General features: G+C 36.0%; 17 protein-coding genes. 5 read left to right on the top strand and 12 right to left on the bottom strand.

The window, feature by feature from the left end:
* Position 1 precedes the first annotated feature (1 nt).
* The 5 genes from LUA91_RS13155 to LUA91_RS13135 all read right to left on the bottom strand — a co-directional run bounded on the left by LUA91_RS13155 (position 2) and on the right by LUA91_RS13135 (position 6,581).
* Positions 2–1,090, bottom strand: coding sequence for an acyltransferase (locus LUA91_RS13155; protein ID WP_231426513.1), 1,089 nt, complete (start codon positions 1,088–1,090; stop codon positions 2–4).
* Between the two features lie 93 nt (positions 1,091–1,183).
* Positions 1,184–4,255, bottom strand: a complete 3,072-nt coding sequence (infB, locus tag LUA91_RS13150; protein ID WP_231426512.1) for a translation initiation factor IF-2 — start codon at positions 4,253–4,255, stop codon at positions 1,184–1,186.
* Positions 4,256–4,316: 61 nt separating this feature from the next.
* A complete protein-coding gene (gene nusA, locus LUA91_RS13145) occupies positions 4,317–5,561 on the bottom strand; it encodes a transcription termination factor NusA (protein ID WP_231426511.1) in 1,245 nt (414 codons plus the stop codon).
* A gap of 2 nt (positions 5,562–5,563) precedes the next feature.
* Positions 5,564–6,028: a ribosome assembly cofactor RimP gene (gene rimP / locus LUA91_RS13140; RefSeq protein ID WP_231426510.1), complete on the bottom strand. Its 465-nt coding sequence runs from the start codon at positions 6,026–6,028 to the stop codon at positions 5,564–5,566.
* 121 nt (positions 6,029–6,149) lie between these two features.
* Positions 6,150–6,581, bottom strand: a complete 432-nt coding sequence (locus tag LUA91_RS13135) for a hypothetical protein (protein WP_231426509.1) — start codon at positions 6,579–6,581, stop codon at positions 6,150–6,152.
* A 17-nt stretch (positions 6,582–6,598) separates the two neighbouring features.
* Here LUA91_RS13135 and LUA91_RS13130 point away from each other — a divergent pair, with 17 nt between their 5' ends.
* On the top strand, positions 6,599–6,943 hold the full coding sequence (locus LUA91_RS13130; protein ID WP_231426508.1) for a phage holin family protein: 345 nt from the start codon (positions 6,599–6,601) through the stop codon (positions 6,941–6,943).
* A gap of 75 nt (positions 6,944–7,018) precedes the next feature.
* Here LUA91_RS13130 and LUA91_RS13125 read toward each other — a convergent pair whose 3' ends face one another.
* From LUA91_RS13125 to panC, 4 genes are all read right to left on the bottom strand, one after another.
* Positions 7,019–8,158 carry an acyl-CoA dehydrogenase gene (locus tag LUA91_RS13125; RefSeq protein ID WP_231426507.1) on the bottom strand — a complete coding sequence of 380 codons (1,140 nt, stop codon included), beginning with the start codon at positions 8,156–8,158 and terminating at the stop codon, positions 7,019–7,021.
* A 215-nt stretch (positions 8,159–8,373) separates the two neighbouring features.
* Positions 8,374–9,354, bottom strand: a complete 981-nt coding sequence (locus LUA91_RS13120; RefSeq protein ID WP_231426506.1) for a lysylphosphatidylglycerol synthase transmembrane domain-containing protein — start codon at positions 9,352–9,354, stop codon at positions 8,374–8,376.
* A 4-nt stretch (positions 9,355–9,358) separates the two neighbouring features.
* Positions 9,359–9,709 carry an aspartate 1-decarboxylase gene (gene panD / locus LUA91_RS13115; RefSeq protein WP_131556200.1) on the bottom strand — a complete coding sequence of 117 codons (351 nt, stop codon included), beginning with the start codon at positions 9,707–9,709 and terminating at the stop codon, positions 9,359–9,361.
* A 104-nt stretch (positions 9,710–9,813) separates the two neighbouring features.
* Positions 9,814–10,659 carry a pantoate--beta-alanine ligase gene (gene panC, locus LUA91_RS13110; RefSeq protein WP_231426505.1) on the bottom strand — a complete coding sequence of 282 codons (846 nt, stop codon included), beginning with the start codon at positions 10,657–10,659 and terminating at the stop codon, positions 9,814–9,816.
* Positions 10,660–10,808: 149 nt separating this feature from the next.
* Between panC and LUA91_RS13105 the strand changes: the two genes are divergently transcribed.
* From LUA91_RS13105 to glmS, 3 genes are all read left to right on the top strand, one after another.
* Positions 10,809–11,633: a glycogen/starch synthase gene (locus tag LUA91_RS13105; RefSeq protein WP_231426504.1), complete on the top strand. Its 825-nt coding sequence runs from the start codon at positions 10,809–10,811 to the stop codon at positions 11,631–11,633.
* 21 nt (positions 11,634–11,654) lie between these two features.
* Positions 11,655–13,055: a DUF4270 domain-containing protein gene (locus tag LUA91_RS13100; protein ID WP_231426503.1), complete on the top strand. Its 1,401-nt coding sequence runs from the start codon at positions 11,655–11,657 to the stop codon at positions 13,053–13,055.
* Positions 13,056–13,185: 130 nt separating this feature from the next.
* Positions 13,186–15,024 (top strand): glutamine--fructose-6-phosphate transaminase (isomerizing), encoded by a 1,839-nt coding sequence (gene glmS / locus LUA91_RS13095; RefSeq protein WP_231426502.1) that lies wholly within the window; start codon positions 13,186–13,188, stop codon positions 15,022–15,024.
* A 34-nt stretch (positions 15,025–15,058) separates the two neighbouring features.
* On the opposite strand, the gene LUA91_RS13090 is transcribed toward glmS, so the two are convergent.
* The 3 genes from LUA91_RS13090 to mutY all read right to left on the bottom strand — a co-directional run bounded on the left by LUA91_RS13090 (position 15,059) and on the right by mutY (position 17,701).
* A complete protein-coding gene (locus LUA91_RS13090; RefSeq protein WP_231426501.1) occupies positions 15,059–15,835 on the bottom strand; it encodes a hypothetical protein in 777 nt (258 codons plus the stop codon).
* Positions 15,836–16,146: 311 nt separating this feature from the next.
* The gene (locus LUA91_RS13085) at positions 16,147–16,584 is read right to left on the bottom strand and encodes a single-stranded DNA-binding protein (RefSeq protein WP_231426500.1); all 438 of its coding nucleotides are present in this window, start codon (positions 16,582–16,584) and stop codon (positions 16,147–16,149) included.
* Positions 16,585–16,651: 67 nt separating this feature from the next.
* The gene (mutY, locus tag LUA91_RS13080) at positions 16,652–17,701 is read right to left on the bottom strand and encodes an A/G-specific adenine glycosylase (protein ID WP_231426499.1); all 1,050 of its coding nucleotides are present in this window, start codon (positions 17,699–17,701) and stop codon (positions 16,652–16,654) included.
* Between the two features lie 168 nt (positions 17,702–17,869).
* On the opposite strand from mutY, the gene LUA91_RS13075 reads away from it, so the two are divergent.
* On the top strand, positions 17,870–18,172 hold the full coding sequence (locus LUA91_RS13075) for an HU family DNA-binding protein (RefSeq protein ID WP_010601128.1): 303 nt from the start codon (positions 17,870–17,872) through the stop codon (positions 18,170–18,172).
* The last annotated feature ends 10 nt before the right edge of the window (positions 18,173–18,182 follow it).

Genomic DNA, 18,182 nt, shown 5'->3' with positions numbered 1-18,182 from the left:
ATTATCGTCCAACAATCCACTTCCCTCTGGTTTTAAGCAATAATTTAGTCAGCCAAAAACTGATAAAATAAACGAATAAAAATTTCAGCAAAGTTATTCCTCCATTCGTCCATACAGAATATTGCTTGTAATCTAATTTAAGTGGCGTAAAAATGAGTGGAAGTAATCTACTAATTACCACCGAGTGCACCAAATAAATACCAAATGTTGTATTTCTTGGATCGAATTTCTTTTGTAAAAATGGAATGTTTCCAATTTTTAGCAAAAGCAAAAATGCACCAAGTGAATATAAAATATTAGTAATTTTTAATGTATTGTAAGGATCATCATTTCCTAATTTTATAAGGTGTATTGCTTCGACATTGGATGCAACAAGAAGCGTTAGGGTAATGATAATAAAAACATAAATGGGAGTACGAGCAATCCATTTCTGTAGCTGATCAAAGTTCCGATTCAGATAAACGCCAAGCCAAAGGTAAAACACGAATCCAAAAAGTGCTGTTGAATGTTGTGTCATAAACCAATTGTGATACAAGTTGAGACTATAAACAATTGACACTAAACCTAGTATTACACCAAACCAAACTTTATACAAATACTTCTTAAATAAGAGCAATATTGCAATACAGATTAGAAAATTTAGTATAAACCAGTAACTGGTAAAGAAAATGGTATCAACAAAATCCATTCCTATGTAAGATAAAGTTTGCGTAGCAATTCGATCATCACTCCCTTTACTAAATGCAACAAGCCGATCTACAATATCTAAGAATACAAATATTAGAACCCAGATTATCCAAGGTTTGATGGTATTTTTAAATCGATTTTTAAGGTATTCTAGAGGAGTATATTCTTGAAATTTATGATTAATCAGGAAACCACTAATTAAAAAGAAAGCGATAGTTGCGAACTTCAGAAATTGCATAATGGAAACCTCAATAAAGGTATCGACTTTGCTGGCATAACTAAATCCCCAAAATACAGAACAGTGCTCAAATACTATTCCCATCATTGAAATACAGCGAATGGTATCAATAAAATTAAAATTCTTTTTTGCAGGTTGAGCCGTCTGTTGTAATTCAGTATTCATTAATAAAATAGGTAGTTGATTCAGCAAATATCAATTAAAAAAAAAGAGTCCCGAATAAATTCGAGACTCTTTAACATTTTTGTATGTAAAATATTACAGTTTTCTAGCTACTTCAACTTGTTCGTAAGCTTCTACGATATCTCCAACTTCAATGTTATTAAAGTTTTGAATGTTTAGACCACACTCGTAACCTTTATTTACCTCTTTCACATCATCTTTAAAGCGTTTTAATGATGCCAACTCACCTGTGTAAACCACAACACCATCTCTAACGATACGGATTTTGCTGTTACGGGTAATTTTACCATCCAATACCATACAACCTGCAATGGTACCCACTTTAGTGATTTTGAACGTTTCGCGAATCTCTACGTTAGCCACGATTTTCTCTTCAAATTCTGGATCCAACATACCTTCCATTGCCGATTTAATCTCATTGATCGCATCGTAGATGATAGAATATAAACGGATATCAATTTGCTCTGCTTCAGCTAACTTCCGTGCACCTGTTGATGGACGAACCTGGAAACCGATAATAATCGCATCAGAAGCCGAAGCTAACAATACATCAGATTCTGAAATCTGACCAACACCTTTACTAATGATATTGATTTGGATTTGCTCGGTAGAAAGCTTCAATAGTGAATCGGCTAATGCCTCGATTGAACCATCCACATCACCTTTAACAATGATGTTAAGTTCTTTAAAGTTTCCAATAGCCAAACGACGACCAATCTCATCCAAGGTAATGTGTTTTTGCGTACGTAAACCTTGCTCACGTTGTAACTGCATACGTTTGTTTGCAATATCACGTGCTTCAGTTTCGCTTTCTAAAGCATTGAAACGGTCACCAGCAGTTGGTGCGCCCTGCATACCTAAAACCTGTACAGGTTGTGATGGACCAGCAGATTCAACCTTTTGACCACGTTCGTTCGTTAACGCTTTAACACGTCCACTATAACTACCTGCCAAAATTGGATCTCCAACTCTCAAGGTACCAGCCTGAACCAATACTGTAGTTACAATACCACGACCTTTATCTAATGCTGATTCAATAACCGAACCTGTAGCTCTCTTATTTGGATTAGCTTTTAATTCTAATAATTCAGCTTCTAATAATACTTTATCTAAAAGCAAATCTACGTTTAAACCACTTTTGCTTGAGATTTCTTGTGATTGATATTTACCACCCCAATCTTCAACCAAAATGTTCATTACTGATAATTGCTCACGAACTTTATCTGCATTTGCACCTGGCTTATCTACTTTAGTAAAAGCGAATACCAATGGTACACCTGCCGCCTGCGCATGGTTAATTGCCTCTTTTGTTTGAGGCATCACCGCATCATCCGCAGCAACCACAATAATGGCAATATCAGCAACTTTAGCACCCCGGGCACGCATCGCTGTAAAGGCTTCGTGACCTGGTGTATCTAAAAATGTAACTTTTTTTCCTGAAGGTGTAGTCACCATGTATGCACCAATGTGCTGTGTAATACCCCCTGCCTCACCAGCAACCACATTTGCTTTACGGATATAATCCAGCAATGAGGTTTTACCGTGATCGACGTGACCCATAATTGTAACAACCGGCGCTCTTTCGATTAAATCTGCTTCGTCATCAACTTCTTCAATAACGTTTTCTTCGTCTTCATCTGGTTTAACGAATTGAATTTCGTATCCAAACTCATCAGCAACAATAGTTAAAGTTTCAGCATCTAAACGTTGGTTGATTGATACGAACATGCCAAGACTCATACAAGTACCAATAATTTTGGTTACCTGAACATCCATCATACTCGCCAACTCATTCGCCGTAACAAATTCTGTTACTTTTAATATTTTTGATTGAGATTCAAGTTCGTTTGCTGCTTCTTCTGCATTATAAGCGACATCATCACGTTTCTGACGACGCAACTTAGCACGTTGCGCAAATTTACCAGATTTACCTGCTCCACTTAAACGAGCAAGTGTTGCTTTAATCTGATCTTGAATTTCTTTCTCAGTAGGTTCTTCTTTAGGTCCGCTAGGTGTAGCATTTCTATTTTGGAAACCTGGTCTGTTATTATTTCTATTTCCTTGGTAAGGAGTACCACCCTGTCCGGCTGGCCTGTTACCCTGGTATGGTGTACCGCCACCTGGTCTGTTACCTTGATAAGGTTGACGAGGCTGTCCTGGTGCTCCACCTTGACCTTGGCCTGCTGGGTTTTGCCCTTGCTGACCTTGACCACCATGTTGCCCTGGTTGACCCGGAGCTCCCGGAGCTTTTTTGCGTTTACGTTTGCGTTTTGCTGCTTCACTATCACTTGAAGATGCAACCGGACCGTTTCTTCTATCTGGAGTAGTTGGTAATACAATTTTACCAATAATATTCGGACCAGTTAATTTAACAGTACGAGCCTTCATTACTTCCGGTTCGTTAGTAGCAGGTTTAACTTCAGCAGGTTTTTCTTCTACTTTCGGTTGCTCAACTGGTTTAGCTGGCGTTTCTGCTTTCGCTGCTGGAGGTGAAGCTTGAACTGGCGTTTGAACAACAGGGGCTTCTTCCTTCTTAGCCTCAACTGGTTTTTCTTCTGCTTTCGGCTGCTCAACTGGTTTAGCTGGCTCCTCAACTTTAGCTACTGGTGCAGGTGGAGTTACAGGTGCTTCTTCCTTTTTAACAGGACGTGTTTTTGAGTTAAGATCATTTAAATCGATCTTTCCAACAATTTTCACACCTGGCAAACCACTTTCTTCAGTTTTATCTACTGTTTTTGCTTCTTTCACAGGCTCTGCTGCCGCAGGAGCAGGAGTTTCTACCTTAGGTGCTGGAGTTTCAATAGCCTTTGGTTTCTCTGCCGGAGGATTAAATGACTGAGCATTCTTAATCAGAATCTCATCGCTTTTTTCAAAGTCGATATTTTTCTTCGGCGCTTCTACTGGCTTTTCAGTCTCAGGCTCGTCACGACGTATTTTACCAATCACTATTTGTTTGGCTTCTTCTCTTACGATCTTATCTCCCTGATACTCTTTCAATAAGGCATCATACATGTCTCCCGTAAGTTTAAACATAGGGCTTTTCTCGGCAGAGAATCCCTTTTTGTTTAAAAACTCAACGGCCGTACCCATGCCTATATTAAGTTCTTTAATAGCTTTAATTAAAATGATTGGTTTGTCGTCTGACATTTAGCTCCTGTTATTTTTTCTTAATAATACAAAAGTAGTGTTTATTTGGCAATTACACCACTTATTCAAATTCTGACTGTAAAATCTGAACCACTTCTTTAATGGTTTCTTCTTCTAAGTCGGTGCGTTTTACCAAATCTTCTACTGTAAGTGCCAAAACACTCTTAGCAGTATCGCAACCGATAGCCTTTAATTCATCAATGATCCAGCTATCAATCTCATCTGAGAATTCTTCTAGATCCACATCTTCGTCACTTTCTTCTCCAGCTTCGCGATATACATCAATTTCATAGCCAGTTAATTTTCCAGCTAATTTGATATTGTGTCCGCCACGTCCGATAGCTAATGAAACCTGATCAGGTTTTAAGTAAACTGATGCATGTTTAGTTTCATCATCCAATTTAATAGAGGTGATTTTTGCCGGGCTTAAAGCACGGGTAATGTATAATGAAATGTTATTTGTGAAGTTAATCACATCAATATTTTCGTTTTTCAATTCGCGAACGATACCATGGATACGAGACCCTTTCATACCTACGCAAGCACCTACCGGATCAATACGATCATCGTAAGATTCTACCGCAACTTTAGCACGTTCTCCAGGTTCACGAACGATTTTCTTAACAGTAATTAAACCGTCAAAAATCTCTGGAACCTCAAGCTCGAACAAGCGCTGTAAAAATTCAGGTGCAGTTCTTGAAATAATAATTTTTGGGTTCGCATTGATCATTTCTACTTTAGAGATCACAGCTCTTACCGAATCTCCCTTTTTGAAATAATCAGCAGGAATCTGCTCCGTTTTAGGCATTAAAAGCTCATTACCTTCATCATCTAAAACCAAAGTTTCTTTTTTCCAAACCTGATAAACCTCGCCAGTGATAATTTCACCCACACGGTCTTTATATTTTTTGAAGATTTCGTCTTTTTCTAACTCCAATACTTTAGAAACCAAAGTTTGGCGAGCCGCTAAAATCGCTCTGCGCCCAAAACTCTCTAATGTAATTTGTTCGATGTAATCATCACCAACTTCCAAAGTGCTATCTAACTTAGAAACTTCAGCAAGTTCAATTTCCAAATCATCATCTTCAGAAAACCCATCCTCCATTACTCTTCTTGTTCTCCAGATCTCCAAATCCCCGTTGTCAGGATTCACAATTACGTCACAGTTCTCGTCTGTTCCGTATTTTTTACGCAACATACTACGAAAAACTTCTTCCAACACACTGATCACCGTTGGGCGATCTATATTTTTAAAATCCTTAAACTCCTGAAAAGAGTCGATCAAATTAATTGTTGTAGTACTCATTTTTATTTAAAAGAAATTAACACACTGGTTTCTAATATATCATTAAACGGCACTTCTGTTTGCACTGTAGCCGCTTTTTTCCCTTTTTCTTTAACCGATTCTTCAATCAGTAGGTTATTTTCTGTAACTGATAAAAGTTTACCTTCTTTTTTAACACCGCCGTTTAATTTGATGCTCAAAGTACGCCCGATATTTTTAACATACTGGCGATTTAACTTCAACGGCTCACCAACACCTGGCGAAGAAACTTCTAAATTATAAGCTTGCTCAATTACGTTTTCTTCTTCCAAATGAAAACCAACATGCCTGCTTATGGCTACACAATCCTGTATGCTAATACCTTCATCGCCATCAACATGAATAATTAATTTATTGTTTGGCAACATTTTCACTTCAACCAAAAACAGTTCTGGTCGATCTGCAATTTTTTCCTCAACTAGGGTTGCAACTCTCTTTTCTACCTGCATATTTTAACCTGATTTCATAGAAAAAGGGGACACGGTCCCCTTCTCTTTTCTTCGATTACGATGCAAATGTAAGAAATTTATATGAAAAATCAAACACCTGCTTTAATTATTCTACTGATTATTACCGCTTAAGTATTTGTTTTTGTGGCTTCAAATTGTAATTAGCATTGCCTGAAATCAATTTTCCGGCATTTCCGAATTGCACATCAATAAAACTTTCTATTAAGTAATTATTTCCTTTGATAAAAGGCTTTTCTGGAACGAAAACAAGAGAATCGCCGTACATTTTAAAATTTCCTGAAACCAAAATATCATCTTGCAAACTATCTAATTCACCAGCCTGCCTTAGTACTGCAACTAAATTATTTGAATTGGCTTGATTTGAATATGCATTTCTAACTTGCATTAAGCTTGCCTCATCGAAATTTTTAATTATAATTGATGTACTATCCCTGGAAAACTTAATTATTGGTTTATTGTTTGTACCTGAACATGAAATAATAACTGATGTTATTACAACAAAAACCGAAAATTTAAATAAGCTTTTAAACATTCACAAAATTAAACATTATGAGATTAATTATTGAAATCCTTTTGATGGGATTGGCGTTTTTTATTGGAGCAAAACTGGTGCCTGGAGTTGAGGTTTCTGGCTACACCAGCGCACTTATTGCGGCAATCTTAATTGCATTAGCAAACGCTACTATTGGGTTCATTTTAAGATTACTTACTTTCCCGATTAACTTCCTAACGTTGGGATTGGTATCTTTTATCATTACTGTTTTAATGATTTTATTGGTAGATAATATGATGACCTCATTTAATACATCAGGTTTCTTAGCAGCTGCTTTTTTAGCCATCATTGTTGCCCTGATTAAAGCAATTTTTGGTGCAATTGCCGGAGAAAAAGAATAGTTAAGGATGGAAGATGTTAGATGGAAAATGGGTAATCAAATTCCATTATCCATTTTACATCTTCCATCATTTAATTTATCTTATAACTTCTCGCGAAATCACCATTTTTTGTATCTCCGAAGTACCCTCATAAATTTGAGTAATTTTGGCATCACGCATTAAACGCTCTACGTGGTATTCTTTTACAAAACCATAACCGCCATGTACCTGAACCGCTTCAATGGTTATATCCATTGCAACTTTTGATGCAAATAATTTAGCCATGGAACCTGCTTGAGTGTAAGGCAAACCTTGATCTTTTAACCAGGCCGCTTTGTAAACCAGCAATCTTGCCGCTTCTATTTGCGTAGCCATATCTGCTAATTTAAAGGCAATGGCCTGATGTTCTGAAATAGGCTTTCCGAACGATTTACGTTCCTTTGCATATTGCGTGGCCAATTCAAACGCTCCCTGGGCAATGCCTAATGCCTGTGCCGCAATCCCAATCCTGCCACCTTCCAATGTTTTCATAGCAAATTTAAAACCGAAGCCATCTTCTCCAATTCTGTTTTCTTTTGGTACTTTAACATCATTAAACATTAAAGAATGTGTATCCGAACCACGAATTCCTAACTTATTCTCTTTCGGACCAATGGTAAATCCTTCCATTCCTTTCTCTACAATGAAAGCATTAATGCCTTTATGTCTTAATTCCGGGTGGGTTTGTGCGATGACCAGATAAGTTGAGGCCGAATTTCCATTAGTAATCCAGTTTTTAGTCCCGTTTAACAGATAATAATCGCCCTTATCTTCAGCCGTAGTTCTTTGCGAGGTTGCATCAGATCCAGCTTCGGGCTCCGAAAGACAAAAAGCTCCAATTTTTTCTCCTGATGCCAATGGCTTCAAATATTTCTCCTTTTGTTCTTCGCTGGCATAAGCTTCTAAACCATAACAAACCAAAGAATTGTTAACGGAAACCACAACTGATGCAGAAGCATCGATTTTAGAAAGCTCCTCCATCACCAAAACATAAGAAATTGCATCCAATCCGCTACCATTGTATTTTTCGTTGACCATCATTCCCAAAAAACCAAGCTCTCCCAGTTTTTTTACTTGCTCGACAGGAAATTTTTGATGTTCATCTCTCTCAATTACTCCAGGTTTTAGTTCTTGCTGTGCAAAATCGCGGGCAGCTTGTTGAATCATTAATTGCTCTTCACTTAGTTCGAAATGCATAACATTTATGTATAAAAGGTTAGTAAATCAAATGTACCAATTTAAGATTAATAATGCTATGGCTGCATAGTATTATTTTTGATGATTGTGGCTAAGGGCTATTAAGTTAATAACGGAAAGTATTACTTTAACTATTATACTGATCAAATAAGAAATGTATTCAGAAGGGTGACAGTAGAAGATAACATACCTCAATTTAAAAGAGAAAGAAAAAATTAATGGATTTTTTTCTTTGTTAAGATGATCAATAAACTTAAACTTCCAAGAATTAAGATTAGTAAAACTTGTGAGGAGTGAATGATAGTTGCATAAGCTAATCCATCTTTAAAGGAGATACCATACAATACTAGCGATTGGGCAACCATCCAATGGAAAACACCTATTCCACCTTGTACTGGGGCTGCCATGGCAAAACCAGAAAATACAACTGCAGTAAACGCAGCATTAAAACTTAAATCAGCCGTTGCCCGGATTGCCGAAAATGCAAAATACATAGATAAACAATAAAAAACCCAAATCGCAAGCGTGTATGTAAGAAATAAGCCTTTTTGCTTTAACTTACCATATGAGCCAAAGCCTTGACGAAGGTTTACAAATATCCTTAATAGCTTTTTACTAAATTTTTGACGAAGAAGATATACAGCAACTACAACAGTAGAAAGCAGTAAAATCACAATAATGGTTATCCAAAGATAATTTAAAGAAGAAATTTTACTTATCAGATTAATATAAATGGCTTTGTATAAAAAACCTGATACGACATGATATTGAAAAATTATCATCGCGATGGCTGTGAGTAAAAGTACCAGTACATCAACAAGCCGCTCGGTAATTACAGTACCAATCGAAGCAAACATTGGCACCCTTTCAGCTTCGTGAATTACTGAACATCTACCAATTTCGCCAAAACGAGGCAGTGCTAAATTCGCCAGATACCCAATCATTACGGCGTGATAAGCATTCGATAAAGTAACCTTGTAGTGAAGAGATTTGTACAGCATTTGCCATCGTAATGCCCGCAATACATGCGCAATTAGTACAGCAGAAGCTGATGCACTAATCCAAAAATAGTTGGCTGTTTTAATTTCAAACCAAATCCTCTCTAAATCCTGACCTCGAAATGCTAAGTATAAAACTACTATTCCTATTAAAAACAGGAGAATATACTTTAGCGCTGTTTTGAGATCGAATGTCACAAGGTTATTTTAGCAAGTGGTTATTATCATCTGGAAAAACAAGTATTGGATTGTATTTTTTAGCATCTTCAATTGGAAGCGCACCATAAGACATAATGATTAAAATATCACCAAGTTGCGCCAAACGAGCTGTTGCACCATTTAAACAAATGGTGCCGGTTCCACGTTCGCCTTTAATTACATAAGTTTCGAAACGGGCACCGTTGTTATTATTTACGATTTGCACCTTTTCATTAGCGATAATGTTAGCTGCATCCATCAAATCTTCGTCTATCGTAATACTGCCAACATAATTTAATTCAGCTTGTGTTACTTTAACACGGTGTATTTTCGATTTTAATATTGTAATAACCATTTAGCAAAGTTAGTAATCAGTTTGGAGTTTAGGTAATAGAAGATATAATATGGAAAATGAATGATCATAAGCTGACACAGGCATCTTACCTCTCATATCTTACATCATTTTATAATCATATTATCGATCAAACGCGTTGATCCAACCTTGGCAGCAACGAGAGCAACCAAATTGTGCTCTTCTTTTGAGTTGGCAGGCATAAGTGTTTCGCCGTTTGCAATGGTAAAGTAATCTAATTCCACGCCATCAATATTTTTATAAAATGATTTCGCCTTATCCTCTAATTCTTTTAGCGAATAATTATCAAAATGATCTACAACAAACTGAAGAGATTGGCTTAGTACTAAAGAGTGTTTGCGATCAACTGTAGATAAATGAATATTGCGGCTACTCATGGCCAACCCATCCTCCTCACGAATAATCGGACAGGTAATAATGGTAATGGGAAGTTTAAAATAGGCTAACATATTTTTAATCATCAGCACCTGTTGAAAATCTTTTTGCCCAAACATGGCAACATCGGGCTCAACAGCATCAAAGAGTTTTTTAACAATTTGGGTTACACCCTGATAATGTCCTTTTCTAAATGCACCTTCCAATAAAAATTCTGCATTTCCTAAGTCAATATGCCAATTTTCGTCTCCCCCCTGCGGATACATCTCATTTACATCGGGCATAAAAACACCACTACACCCTGCGGCTTCAAGCATGGCTAAATCGTGTTCAATAGGTCGGGGATATTTTTCCAAATCCTTTGGATCGGTAAATTGAGTTGGGTTTACAAAAATGCTACATATAATAGTGTCGGCATTTTCTTTTGCAAGATCGATAAGTGAAATGTGACCATTATGCAAAGCACCCATGGTTGGCACAAGTGCTATTTTTTTACCCGATGCTTTTAAAGGTTTTAAGAAAGCCTTAAGCGCTGATTTGGTTTTAAATATTTCCAATTGGACAATCTAAGTTAAAGCGGTAAAGGTGTAAAATAATCTAAACGAAACCAAACAAATGCTTGCCTATATTGATAAATAGTATTATTATGCTTACCTTTGCAGCTCATTATCTTTTATTTAACTTAATATTTTCTTAGAATATGGAGATGGCAAAAACGAAGCTGCTGATTGTTACACACGAGATGTCGCCTTTCCTCGAGCTTACTAAAATTTCTGAAATCACACGTCAACTACCACAGGCGATGCAAGAGAAAGGATTCGAAATCCGCATCTTGATGCCTAAGTTTGGTAACATCAACGAAAGAAGAAATCGTTTACACGAAGTAATCCGCTTATCGGGAATGAACATCATTATTGATGACAATGATAATCCCTTAATTATTAAAGTAGCATCCATCCCAGCTGCACGCATGCAGGTTTATTTCTTAGACAATGAAGAGTATTTCCAACGCAAACAAGTGTTTAGAGATGCTAGCGGAAAATTCTTTGATGATAACGATGAACGTACAATTTTCTTCTGCAAAGGCGCATTAGAAACCGTAAAAAAATTAGGCTGGGCTCCAGATATCGTTCACTGTCATGGTTGGATGAGTTCTCTAGTTCCTGCTTACATTAAAACAACTTATAAAAACGATCCAACTTTTAAAAATTCTAAAGTTGTGTATTCTATTTATGAAGATTGCTTTGAAGAAAAATTAAATGCTAATTTCTCTAAAAAGGCAGTAATGGCACATATGACAGAGGATGACACTAAAGCATTCTTACCATCAGACTGCAATAGCATGCATATTGGCGCTGTAACTCACTCTGATGCAATTGTTTTAGCAGATGAAAACCTGAACAAAGATGTGTTAAAATTTGTTAAAGATTCCAATAAGCCAACATTAGCTTTTAACTTAACCGAGAATTTTGAAAACTTCTATAACTTTTACGAAGAAATTTCAAATGACGAATTGGTTTCTCTTGCTTAATTAGGTATTATTATTTTAAATATGAAATTTACAAAACAAGACTTATTAACCCTGTTGATAAGTCTTTTTCTTTTTGCATCGTGTAAAAATCCGGATGGTGTTGGTTTAGATGTTGATCCAGGTACTGCTATCACGGGAACTTTAGTAAACAACGAACCAATTAAATCGCAAACTATTAAAGAAGGCGATGTGAATACTTCAGGGTTAAGTGCTTATCCACTTGGGTACATGGTTGATCCAATTTTCGGCAAAACTGAATCAAATCTATCAATGACTATTGTTCCTGATGTTCTTAGTAAAGATTTCGGAACATCACCCGTTTTAGATTCGGCAATTTTGGTATTAAACCTTGGTACACAATTTTATGGCGATACAGCAAATACAAAATATAGTATTGATGTTTATCAGCTTACCAACAAACTTACAACATATAAAAGTTCTGATGTGCAAGCTCACAATGCTCAATTGTTAGGAAGTTTTAACAGTAAAATTTTCCCAAAAACACCAATAAAAGTAACGGATATTGTTACTGGAAAAGCCGACACCTTAAAAACTGTTAAAGCTCAAATCAGAATTAAACTTGATAATAATTTTGTTCAGTCAACGATATTAAACCTTGCGCCTACAGCAACTTCTACAGAAGCTAAGTTTATTGATTATTTTAAAGGATTATATGCCCAAGTAAATAAACAAAACACTACAGGCGCTGGTGGTGTAGCATTTTTAAACTTCGCTAGTGCAAGTTCTTATTTACAATTGGTGTATAAAAAAACGAACACCTCTAACGGAAAAGATACGGTAAGTGTAAATTTTCCAATTTCTACTTCGAATGCTGCTGCAAACATTAAACACGATTACTCGGGAACCGAAATTGCTACCCAACTCCTTCCTGCCAATGCAAATACACAATATAATGTGACTTATTTACAGGCTTTAGCTGGTGTTAAAACTAAAATTTCTTTTCCATCATTAACTAACTTTACTAATACATATGGTAAAGCATTAGTAAATAAAGCAGAATTAGTTGTTGAGTTAAGTGCTGGTACATTTGCTAATCCATTTGCGCCTGCACAAAGACTTTCACTTTATCGTTGGGATATCGCTGAACAACCAACCTTTTTACCAGACAACAATCCAACTGATCCTAGGTCTTCAATTACCGGTCCTTATTTCGATGGATACTTTGATTCAATAAAGAACAGATATGTATTTATCGTAACCTCATATGTGCAAGATCTTATTGATAAAAAATTAACTGATTATGGTACATTTTTAGCACCAACCTCATTGGTTACACCAGCATCACCGACCAATTTTTATGTGTCGCCAGATGTAACATCAGCTGGTAGAGCTGTAATAGGATCAGCAGGAAATACTACCAATAAAATCAAACTGAATATTTATTACACCAAAATAAATTAAGGAATTTAATCATTTAGAAGCCTTGATCATTATAAGATGGTCAAGGCTTTTTTTTTGCATTACAGTTCCTTTGGGCTTAAAACAAACGTTTGTTTAGTATATTAGTAGCGATTTATAATATCTCAAAAATATGTGTGGAATAGTAGGCTACATAGGCTATAGAGAAGCTTGGCCAATTGTATTAAAAGGTTTAAAAAGATTAGAATACCGCGGTTACGATAGTGCTGGCATCGCCCTAATGAATGAAAGCGGGCAACAAATTTATAAAAAAGCCGGGAAAGTTGCAGTTCTCGAAGATTTTGCCGAAAATCAGGATCGTACAGGATCTATCGGTATAGGCCATACCAGATGGGCAACCCATGGAGTTCCCTCAGATCGAAATTCTCATCCTCACACCTCTAATAATGGGAAGCTTTCTATCATTCATAATGGAATTATTGAAAACTATGCCACGCTGAAAGAAGAATTACTTGGACGTGGGCATAAATTTAATAGCGATACTGACACAGAAGTCCTGATCCATTTAATTGAAGAAATTCAAAAAATAGAACAAATTGATTTATTGGAGGCAGTTCGTTTGTCGCTACACCAAGTGAGCGGTGCCTATGCTATCGTGATTATGGACAAAGAAAATCCCGATCGACTTATTGCCGCAAGAAAGGGCAGTCCTATGGTAATTGGCGTTGGCAAGGGAGAATATTTCATTGCATCTGATGCTACTCCAATTATTGAATATACAAAAAATGTAATTTATCTAAAAGATAATGAAATTGCACTGATCACCAAAAATGATCTTTTGGTTAAGCAATTGGACAATGTTGTTCAAACTCCATTAATTCAAGAGCTGGAACTAAAACTAGAAATGCTTGAAAAAGGAGGATTTGATCATTTCATGCTTAAAGAAATATATGAGCAACCCCGATCGATAAAAGATTGTATGCGTGGCCGTATTTACCCTGAAGAAGGTAAAGTTCAACTGGGCGGGATCAAAGAATTTGCTGAGAAACTCAAAAACATAGATAGAATTATTATTGTTGCCTGCGGAACATCGTGGCATGCTGGTTTGGTTGGTGAGTATTTAATTGAAGAATATGCCAGAATTCCTGTAGAGGTAGAATATGCTTCAGAATTTAGATACCGTAATCCAATCATTACAGAGAAGGATGTGGTAATCGCCATTTCTCAATCTGGTGAAACTGCCGATACTATGGCTGCCATAGAGATGGCAAAAGAACGTGGAGCAACTATTTTTGGCATTTGTAATGTTGCTGGTGCATCCATTCCTAGATTATCACATGCAGGTGTTTACACGCATGCCGGACCAGAAATAGGAGTAGCGTCAACAAAAGCATTTACCGCACAGGTAACAGTATTAACGCTGATGGCCTTTTACATGGCCCAACAAAAGGGAACCATTACCACTTCGAAGATGATTGAATTGTTGACAGAACTGGATAACATCCCAGAGAAAATTCAGCAAGCACTTGAATCAAATGATATCATTAAAGAGGTTGCCGAAAAAATAAAGGATTCGACAAATTGTTTATTTTTAGGAAGAGGAAGTGGTTTTCCTGTTGCTTTAGAAGGCGCATTAAAACTTAAGGAAATCTCTTACATTCATGCTGAAGGTTATCCTGCCGCAGAGATGAAGCACGGACCTATCGCATTAATCGACGAGGAAATGCCTGTAGTGTTTATCGCTACACAAAATTCATCTTATGAGAAAGTAATTAGTAATATTCAAGAGGTCAAAGCAAGAAAAGGAAAAGTTATCGCTATTGTAACGCAAGGCGATACAGAAGTGAAGAAAATGGCTGATTATTGCATTGAAATTCCTGATGCGAATGAGGCATTCTTACCGCTCTTGGCTACCATTCCTTTACAATTATTATCGTATCATATTGCGGTGATGAGAGGCTGTAATGTTGATCAACCTAGAAATTTGGCTAAATCTGTAACAGTAGAATAAATAAAAATCAGGACCCGCTCGGAAACGAGTGGGTCTATTCATAAAGTTTATGGTACTTCAACATTCCCTTATCCTCCCATTTAATGGTTAAATTTCTGCCATCCAACTCTACTATTTTACCCTGTCTTCTCATTTTCGGATAGGATATTATAATTGAGCTGTCCTGAATTTCGTATTTGGCTAAATCACTATCTGGATCTACATCGTAATAGTATTGCTCTCTTATCTCAAATGTGTGCATTCTCTTTACAGAAGATTCTGTTTTCCAACGACCGTAAATCTTGTAAACTTTTAATTTATCCGGTATTTTATCACCAACAATGAGACTCCAGGATGATGAATATTCATCTCCAAATTCGCTTTTGTAATCTACTGTGGCTGCTTTCAAAAACGTTTCTTTAGAATAAACTTTAAGCTTATTGCCTAAAGAGTCTAAAACAGTTATATTAAAATTGATGGGGAAATTTGCACTATCAACCTGCAAAATGGGCGTGATGATTCTTTCACTACCTCCTGCAGGTAAATCTAGAGTATCAATTCGATTAAATTCGTTATTTAATGGGCTATCTTCTTTAAGTAATTGCTCTGAATATTTAAAATCAACGATTAATTTAAGTTTTTTACTCCCTTGATTGTACACATCAATTGATTTGAAACCATCTTCATAAGTGGGTGCATCCTTTTTTTGAGTAGTTGCAACGAAAGCAAAAAGAGATAATCCAAACAATAATTTCTTAAAAATAGGTTTACTGTTAAAATGAAATGGCTCACGAATTATCCAGTATGACAGCAAGATGCTTCCAAGCGCCATACAATCAGTATAGTCTACCGTTCGGAAAGTTTTTAAACCTGATAAATTTATATAATCAATTAAAGGTTGCGAGAACTCGGATTTCCAAAATAAAAACAGAATAAGCGTAATAAAATGCACTGTCTTTACTCTTTTAGGAAAAACTATACTCCAGAAAAAAGGGAAAGCAAACAGACCAACAAAATCTGATAGCTTTCCCGTAAATGAATTGTGAAAAGTATATTTTAAATAAAAATCATTTATAATTAGAAGTAAAATGGAAAATATAAAAAGTTGATGGCCTAATTTATTTTTATGCCCCATAATGATATTTAGAAGGGTAGATCTCCATTTTCATCTGATGGCCCAATAGTATATTCATCTTGAATTTTAGAATCGCTACTTTGCGATACTGCAGCATTTGGGCTTTGTTCAAAATCACTTTTCCTACCCAACATGGTAAAATTTTCTGCTACAATTTCAGTTACATACTTTTTCACCTTCTCTTTATCTTCGAATGATCTTGTCCGTAATTTCCCTTCAATGTAAACAAGCTTACCTTTTTGCAAATACTTAGAGGCTACCTCGGCAAGTCCACGCCACAATACAATATTATGCCATTCTGTTTGTTCTACTCTCTTTCCATCCTTGTTATAGGTTTCTGAAGTAGCTAAAGGAAAACTTGCTACTGTTACACCGCCGTCTAAATGGCGAACTTCAGGGTCTTTGCCTAAATGGCCTACTAAAATAACTTTGTTGATGCCAGACATAAATATTTTTGGTTAGTTTTTTTTGTTTCTAATGATCTATCGCAAAATGGTTAGTTACTCCATCCTGTTAAGGTGTAAGATATTCATTTATAAAATCGTGAATAACTTTCGGTTGCGGCAACTCATCTAGCTTATGTAAAGAAACCCAATTAAGTTCCTTTTGTTTACTAAAGTTAAATATATAATTTTTTAATGCAAAAAAATGTAAATGGATAATTTGGTGCGTTAAAATATGCCTTTTGCTTGTTAAAAACGCTAAAATAACATCCTCACCAAATAACTCTGCCACTTTAGTTTGGAATGATAAATCCTTCCAGTCTATATTTTCATCAAATTCTATACTGGGAAAATCGTACAAATGCTGCCAAATATCACCTGCTTTACGCTCCCTTACTACAATCTGATCATCCTTTCTACATATAAAGTAATTCAAAAACCGATGTTTTTGTGCTGCCTTTTTAATCTTAACAGGTAATACATTAACCATGCTATTTCTTAATGCAAAACATCCTTGGTTTAGCGGGCAGATGCTGCAGTTTGGAGATTTAGGTTTACATTGTATTGCACCAAACTCCATTATAGCTTGATTGTACAATGCAGAATCTTCACGATAGAGCAGTTCATTGGCAAGTTTAAAAAACTGCTTTTTACCCGCCGGAGAATTAATTGGTGTATCGATACCAAAGTAACGAGCTAGAACTCTAAACACATTTCCGTCTACAACAGCTCGGGCTTCGCCTGATGAAAAAGAGGAAATTGCAGCCGCAGTATATTCTCCAATTCCCTTTAATTTTAACAACTCATCATGTAGATTTGGGAAGATTCCATCAAAATTATTGACTACAATTTGTGCAGTAGCATGCATATTCCTACCCCGGGAATAATAACCTAAACCCTGCCAAAGCTTCAAAACCTGGGTTTCAGTAGCTGATGCAAAATCCTGTACAGTTGGAAAATTTTCTACAAATTTATTGAAGTATGGTAAGCCCTGTTCAACACGTGTTTGTTGCAGTATAATCTCTGATAACCAGATGGTATATGCATCTTTTGTATGTCGCCAAGGTAAATCTCTTTTGTTTAATTGATACCAGTTTATCAATTCATTTTGGAATGTCATTACTGCAAATTACGGTGTAATTATCGGTTTAAAAAAAAACTTGCATTAGAGTGATAACTTAACTGATAAAAAAATCATCTTTTATTTCCCTATCTCATTAAAAAGCAATACTTTTGCAACCCCAAAACAGTAGTAATATTAAAACACAATATATATAAATAAGTAAATATGACTAAGGCAGATATTATTTCAGAAATATCAACAAAAACCGGAATTGAGAAGGTTGATGTACAGGAAACAGTTGAGGCATTTTTCAAGGTTATCAAAACGAGTATGATTGGCGGTGAAAATGTTTATGTAAGAGGCTTCGGAAGCTTTGTTGTTAAAAAGAGAGCACAAAAAACTGCTAGAAACATCTCTAAAAACACTGCAATAATTATCCCAGAACACTTTGTACCTAGCTTTAAGCCAGCAAAAGTTTTTGTTGATAAAGTTAAAAGCAACTCAAAAAAAATTAGTGTAGAAGCCTAAGTCCTTTTTT

Source organism: Pedobacter sp. Leaf250, from assembly GCF_920984735.1.
In the GTDB taxonomy this organism is placed as follows: domain Bacteria; phylum Bacteroidota; class Bacteroidia; order Sphingobacteriales; family Sphingobacteriaceae; genus Pedobacter.
This window is presented reverse-complemented; position numbering and strand designations above follow the sequence as displayed.

Coding starts and splice junctions, on each gene's coding strand:
- LUA91_RS13155 (WP_231426513.1), bottom strand. CDS start 1,090: ATGAATACTGAATTACAACAGACGGCTCAACCTGCAAAAAAGAATTTT.
- infB (WP_231426512.1), bottom strand. CDS start 4,255: ATGTCAGACGACAAACCAATCATTTTAATTAAAGCTATTAAAGAACTT.
- nusA (WP_231426511.1), bottom strand. CDS start 5,561: ATGAGTACTACAACAATTAATTTGATCGACTCTTTTCAGGAGTTTAAG.
- rimP (WP_231426510.1), bottom strand. CDS start 6,028: ATGCAGGTAGAAAAGAGAGTTGCAACCCTAGTTGAGGAAAAAATTGCA.
- LUA91_RS13135 (WP_231426509.1), bottom strand. CDS start 6,581: ATGTTTAAAAGCTTATTTAAATTTTCGGTTTTTGTTGTAATAACATCA.
- LUA91_RS13130 (WP_231426508.1), top strand. CDS start 6,599: ATGAGATTAATTATTGAAATCCTTTTGATGGGATTGGCGTTTTTTATT.
- LUA91_RS13125 (WP_231426507.1), bottom strand. CDS start 8,158: ATGCATTTCGAACTAAGTGAAGAGCAATTAATGATTCAACAAGCTGCC.
- panD (WP_131556200.1), bottom strand. CDS start 9,709: ATGGTTATTACAATATTAAAATCGAAAATACACCGTGTTAAAGTAACA.
- LUA91_RS13105 (WP_231426504.1), top strand. CDS start 10,809: ATGGCAAAAACGAAGCTGCTGATTGTTACACACGAGATGTCGCCTTTC.
- LUA91_RS13100 (WP_231426503.1), top strand. CDS start 11,655: ATGAAATTTACAAAACAAGACTTATTAACCCTGTTGATAAGTCTTTTT.
- glmS (WP_231426502.1), top strand. CDS start 13,186: ATGTGTGGAATAGTAGGCTACATAGGCTATAGAGAAGCTTGGCCAATT.
- LUA91_RS13090 (WP_231426501.1), bottom strand. CDS start 15,835: ATGGCGCTTGGAAGCATCTTGCTGTCATACTGGATAATTCGTGAGCCA.
- LUA91_RS13085 (WP_231426500.1), bottom strand. CDS start 16,584: ATGTCTGGCATCAACAAAGTTATTTTAGTAGGCCATTTAGGCAAAGAC.
- mutY (WP_231426499.1), bottom strand. CDS start 17,701: ATGACATTCCAAAATGAATTGATAAACTGGTATCAATTAAACAAAAGA.
- LUA91_RS13075 (WP_010601128.1), top strand. CDS start 17,870: ATGACTAAGGCAGATATTATTTCAGAAATATCAACAAAAACCGGAATT.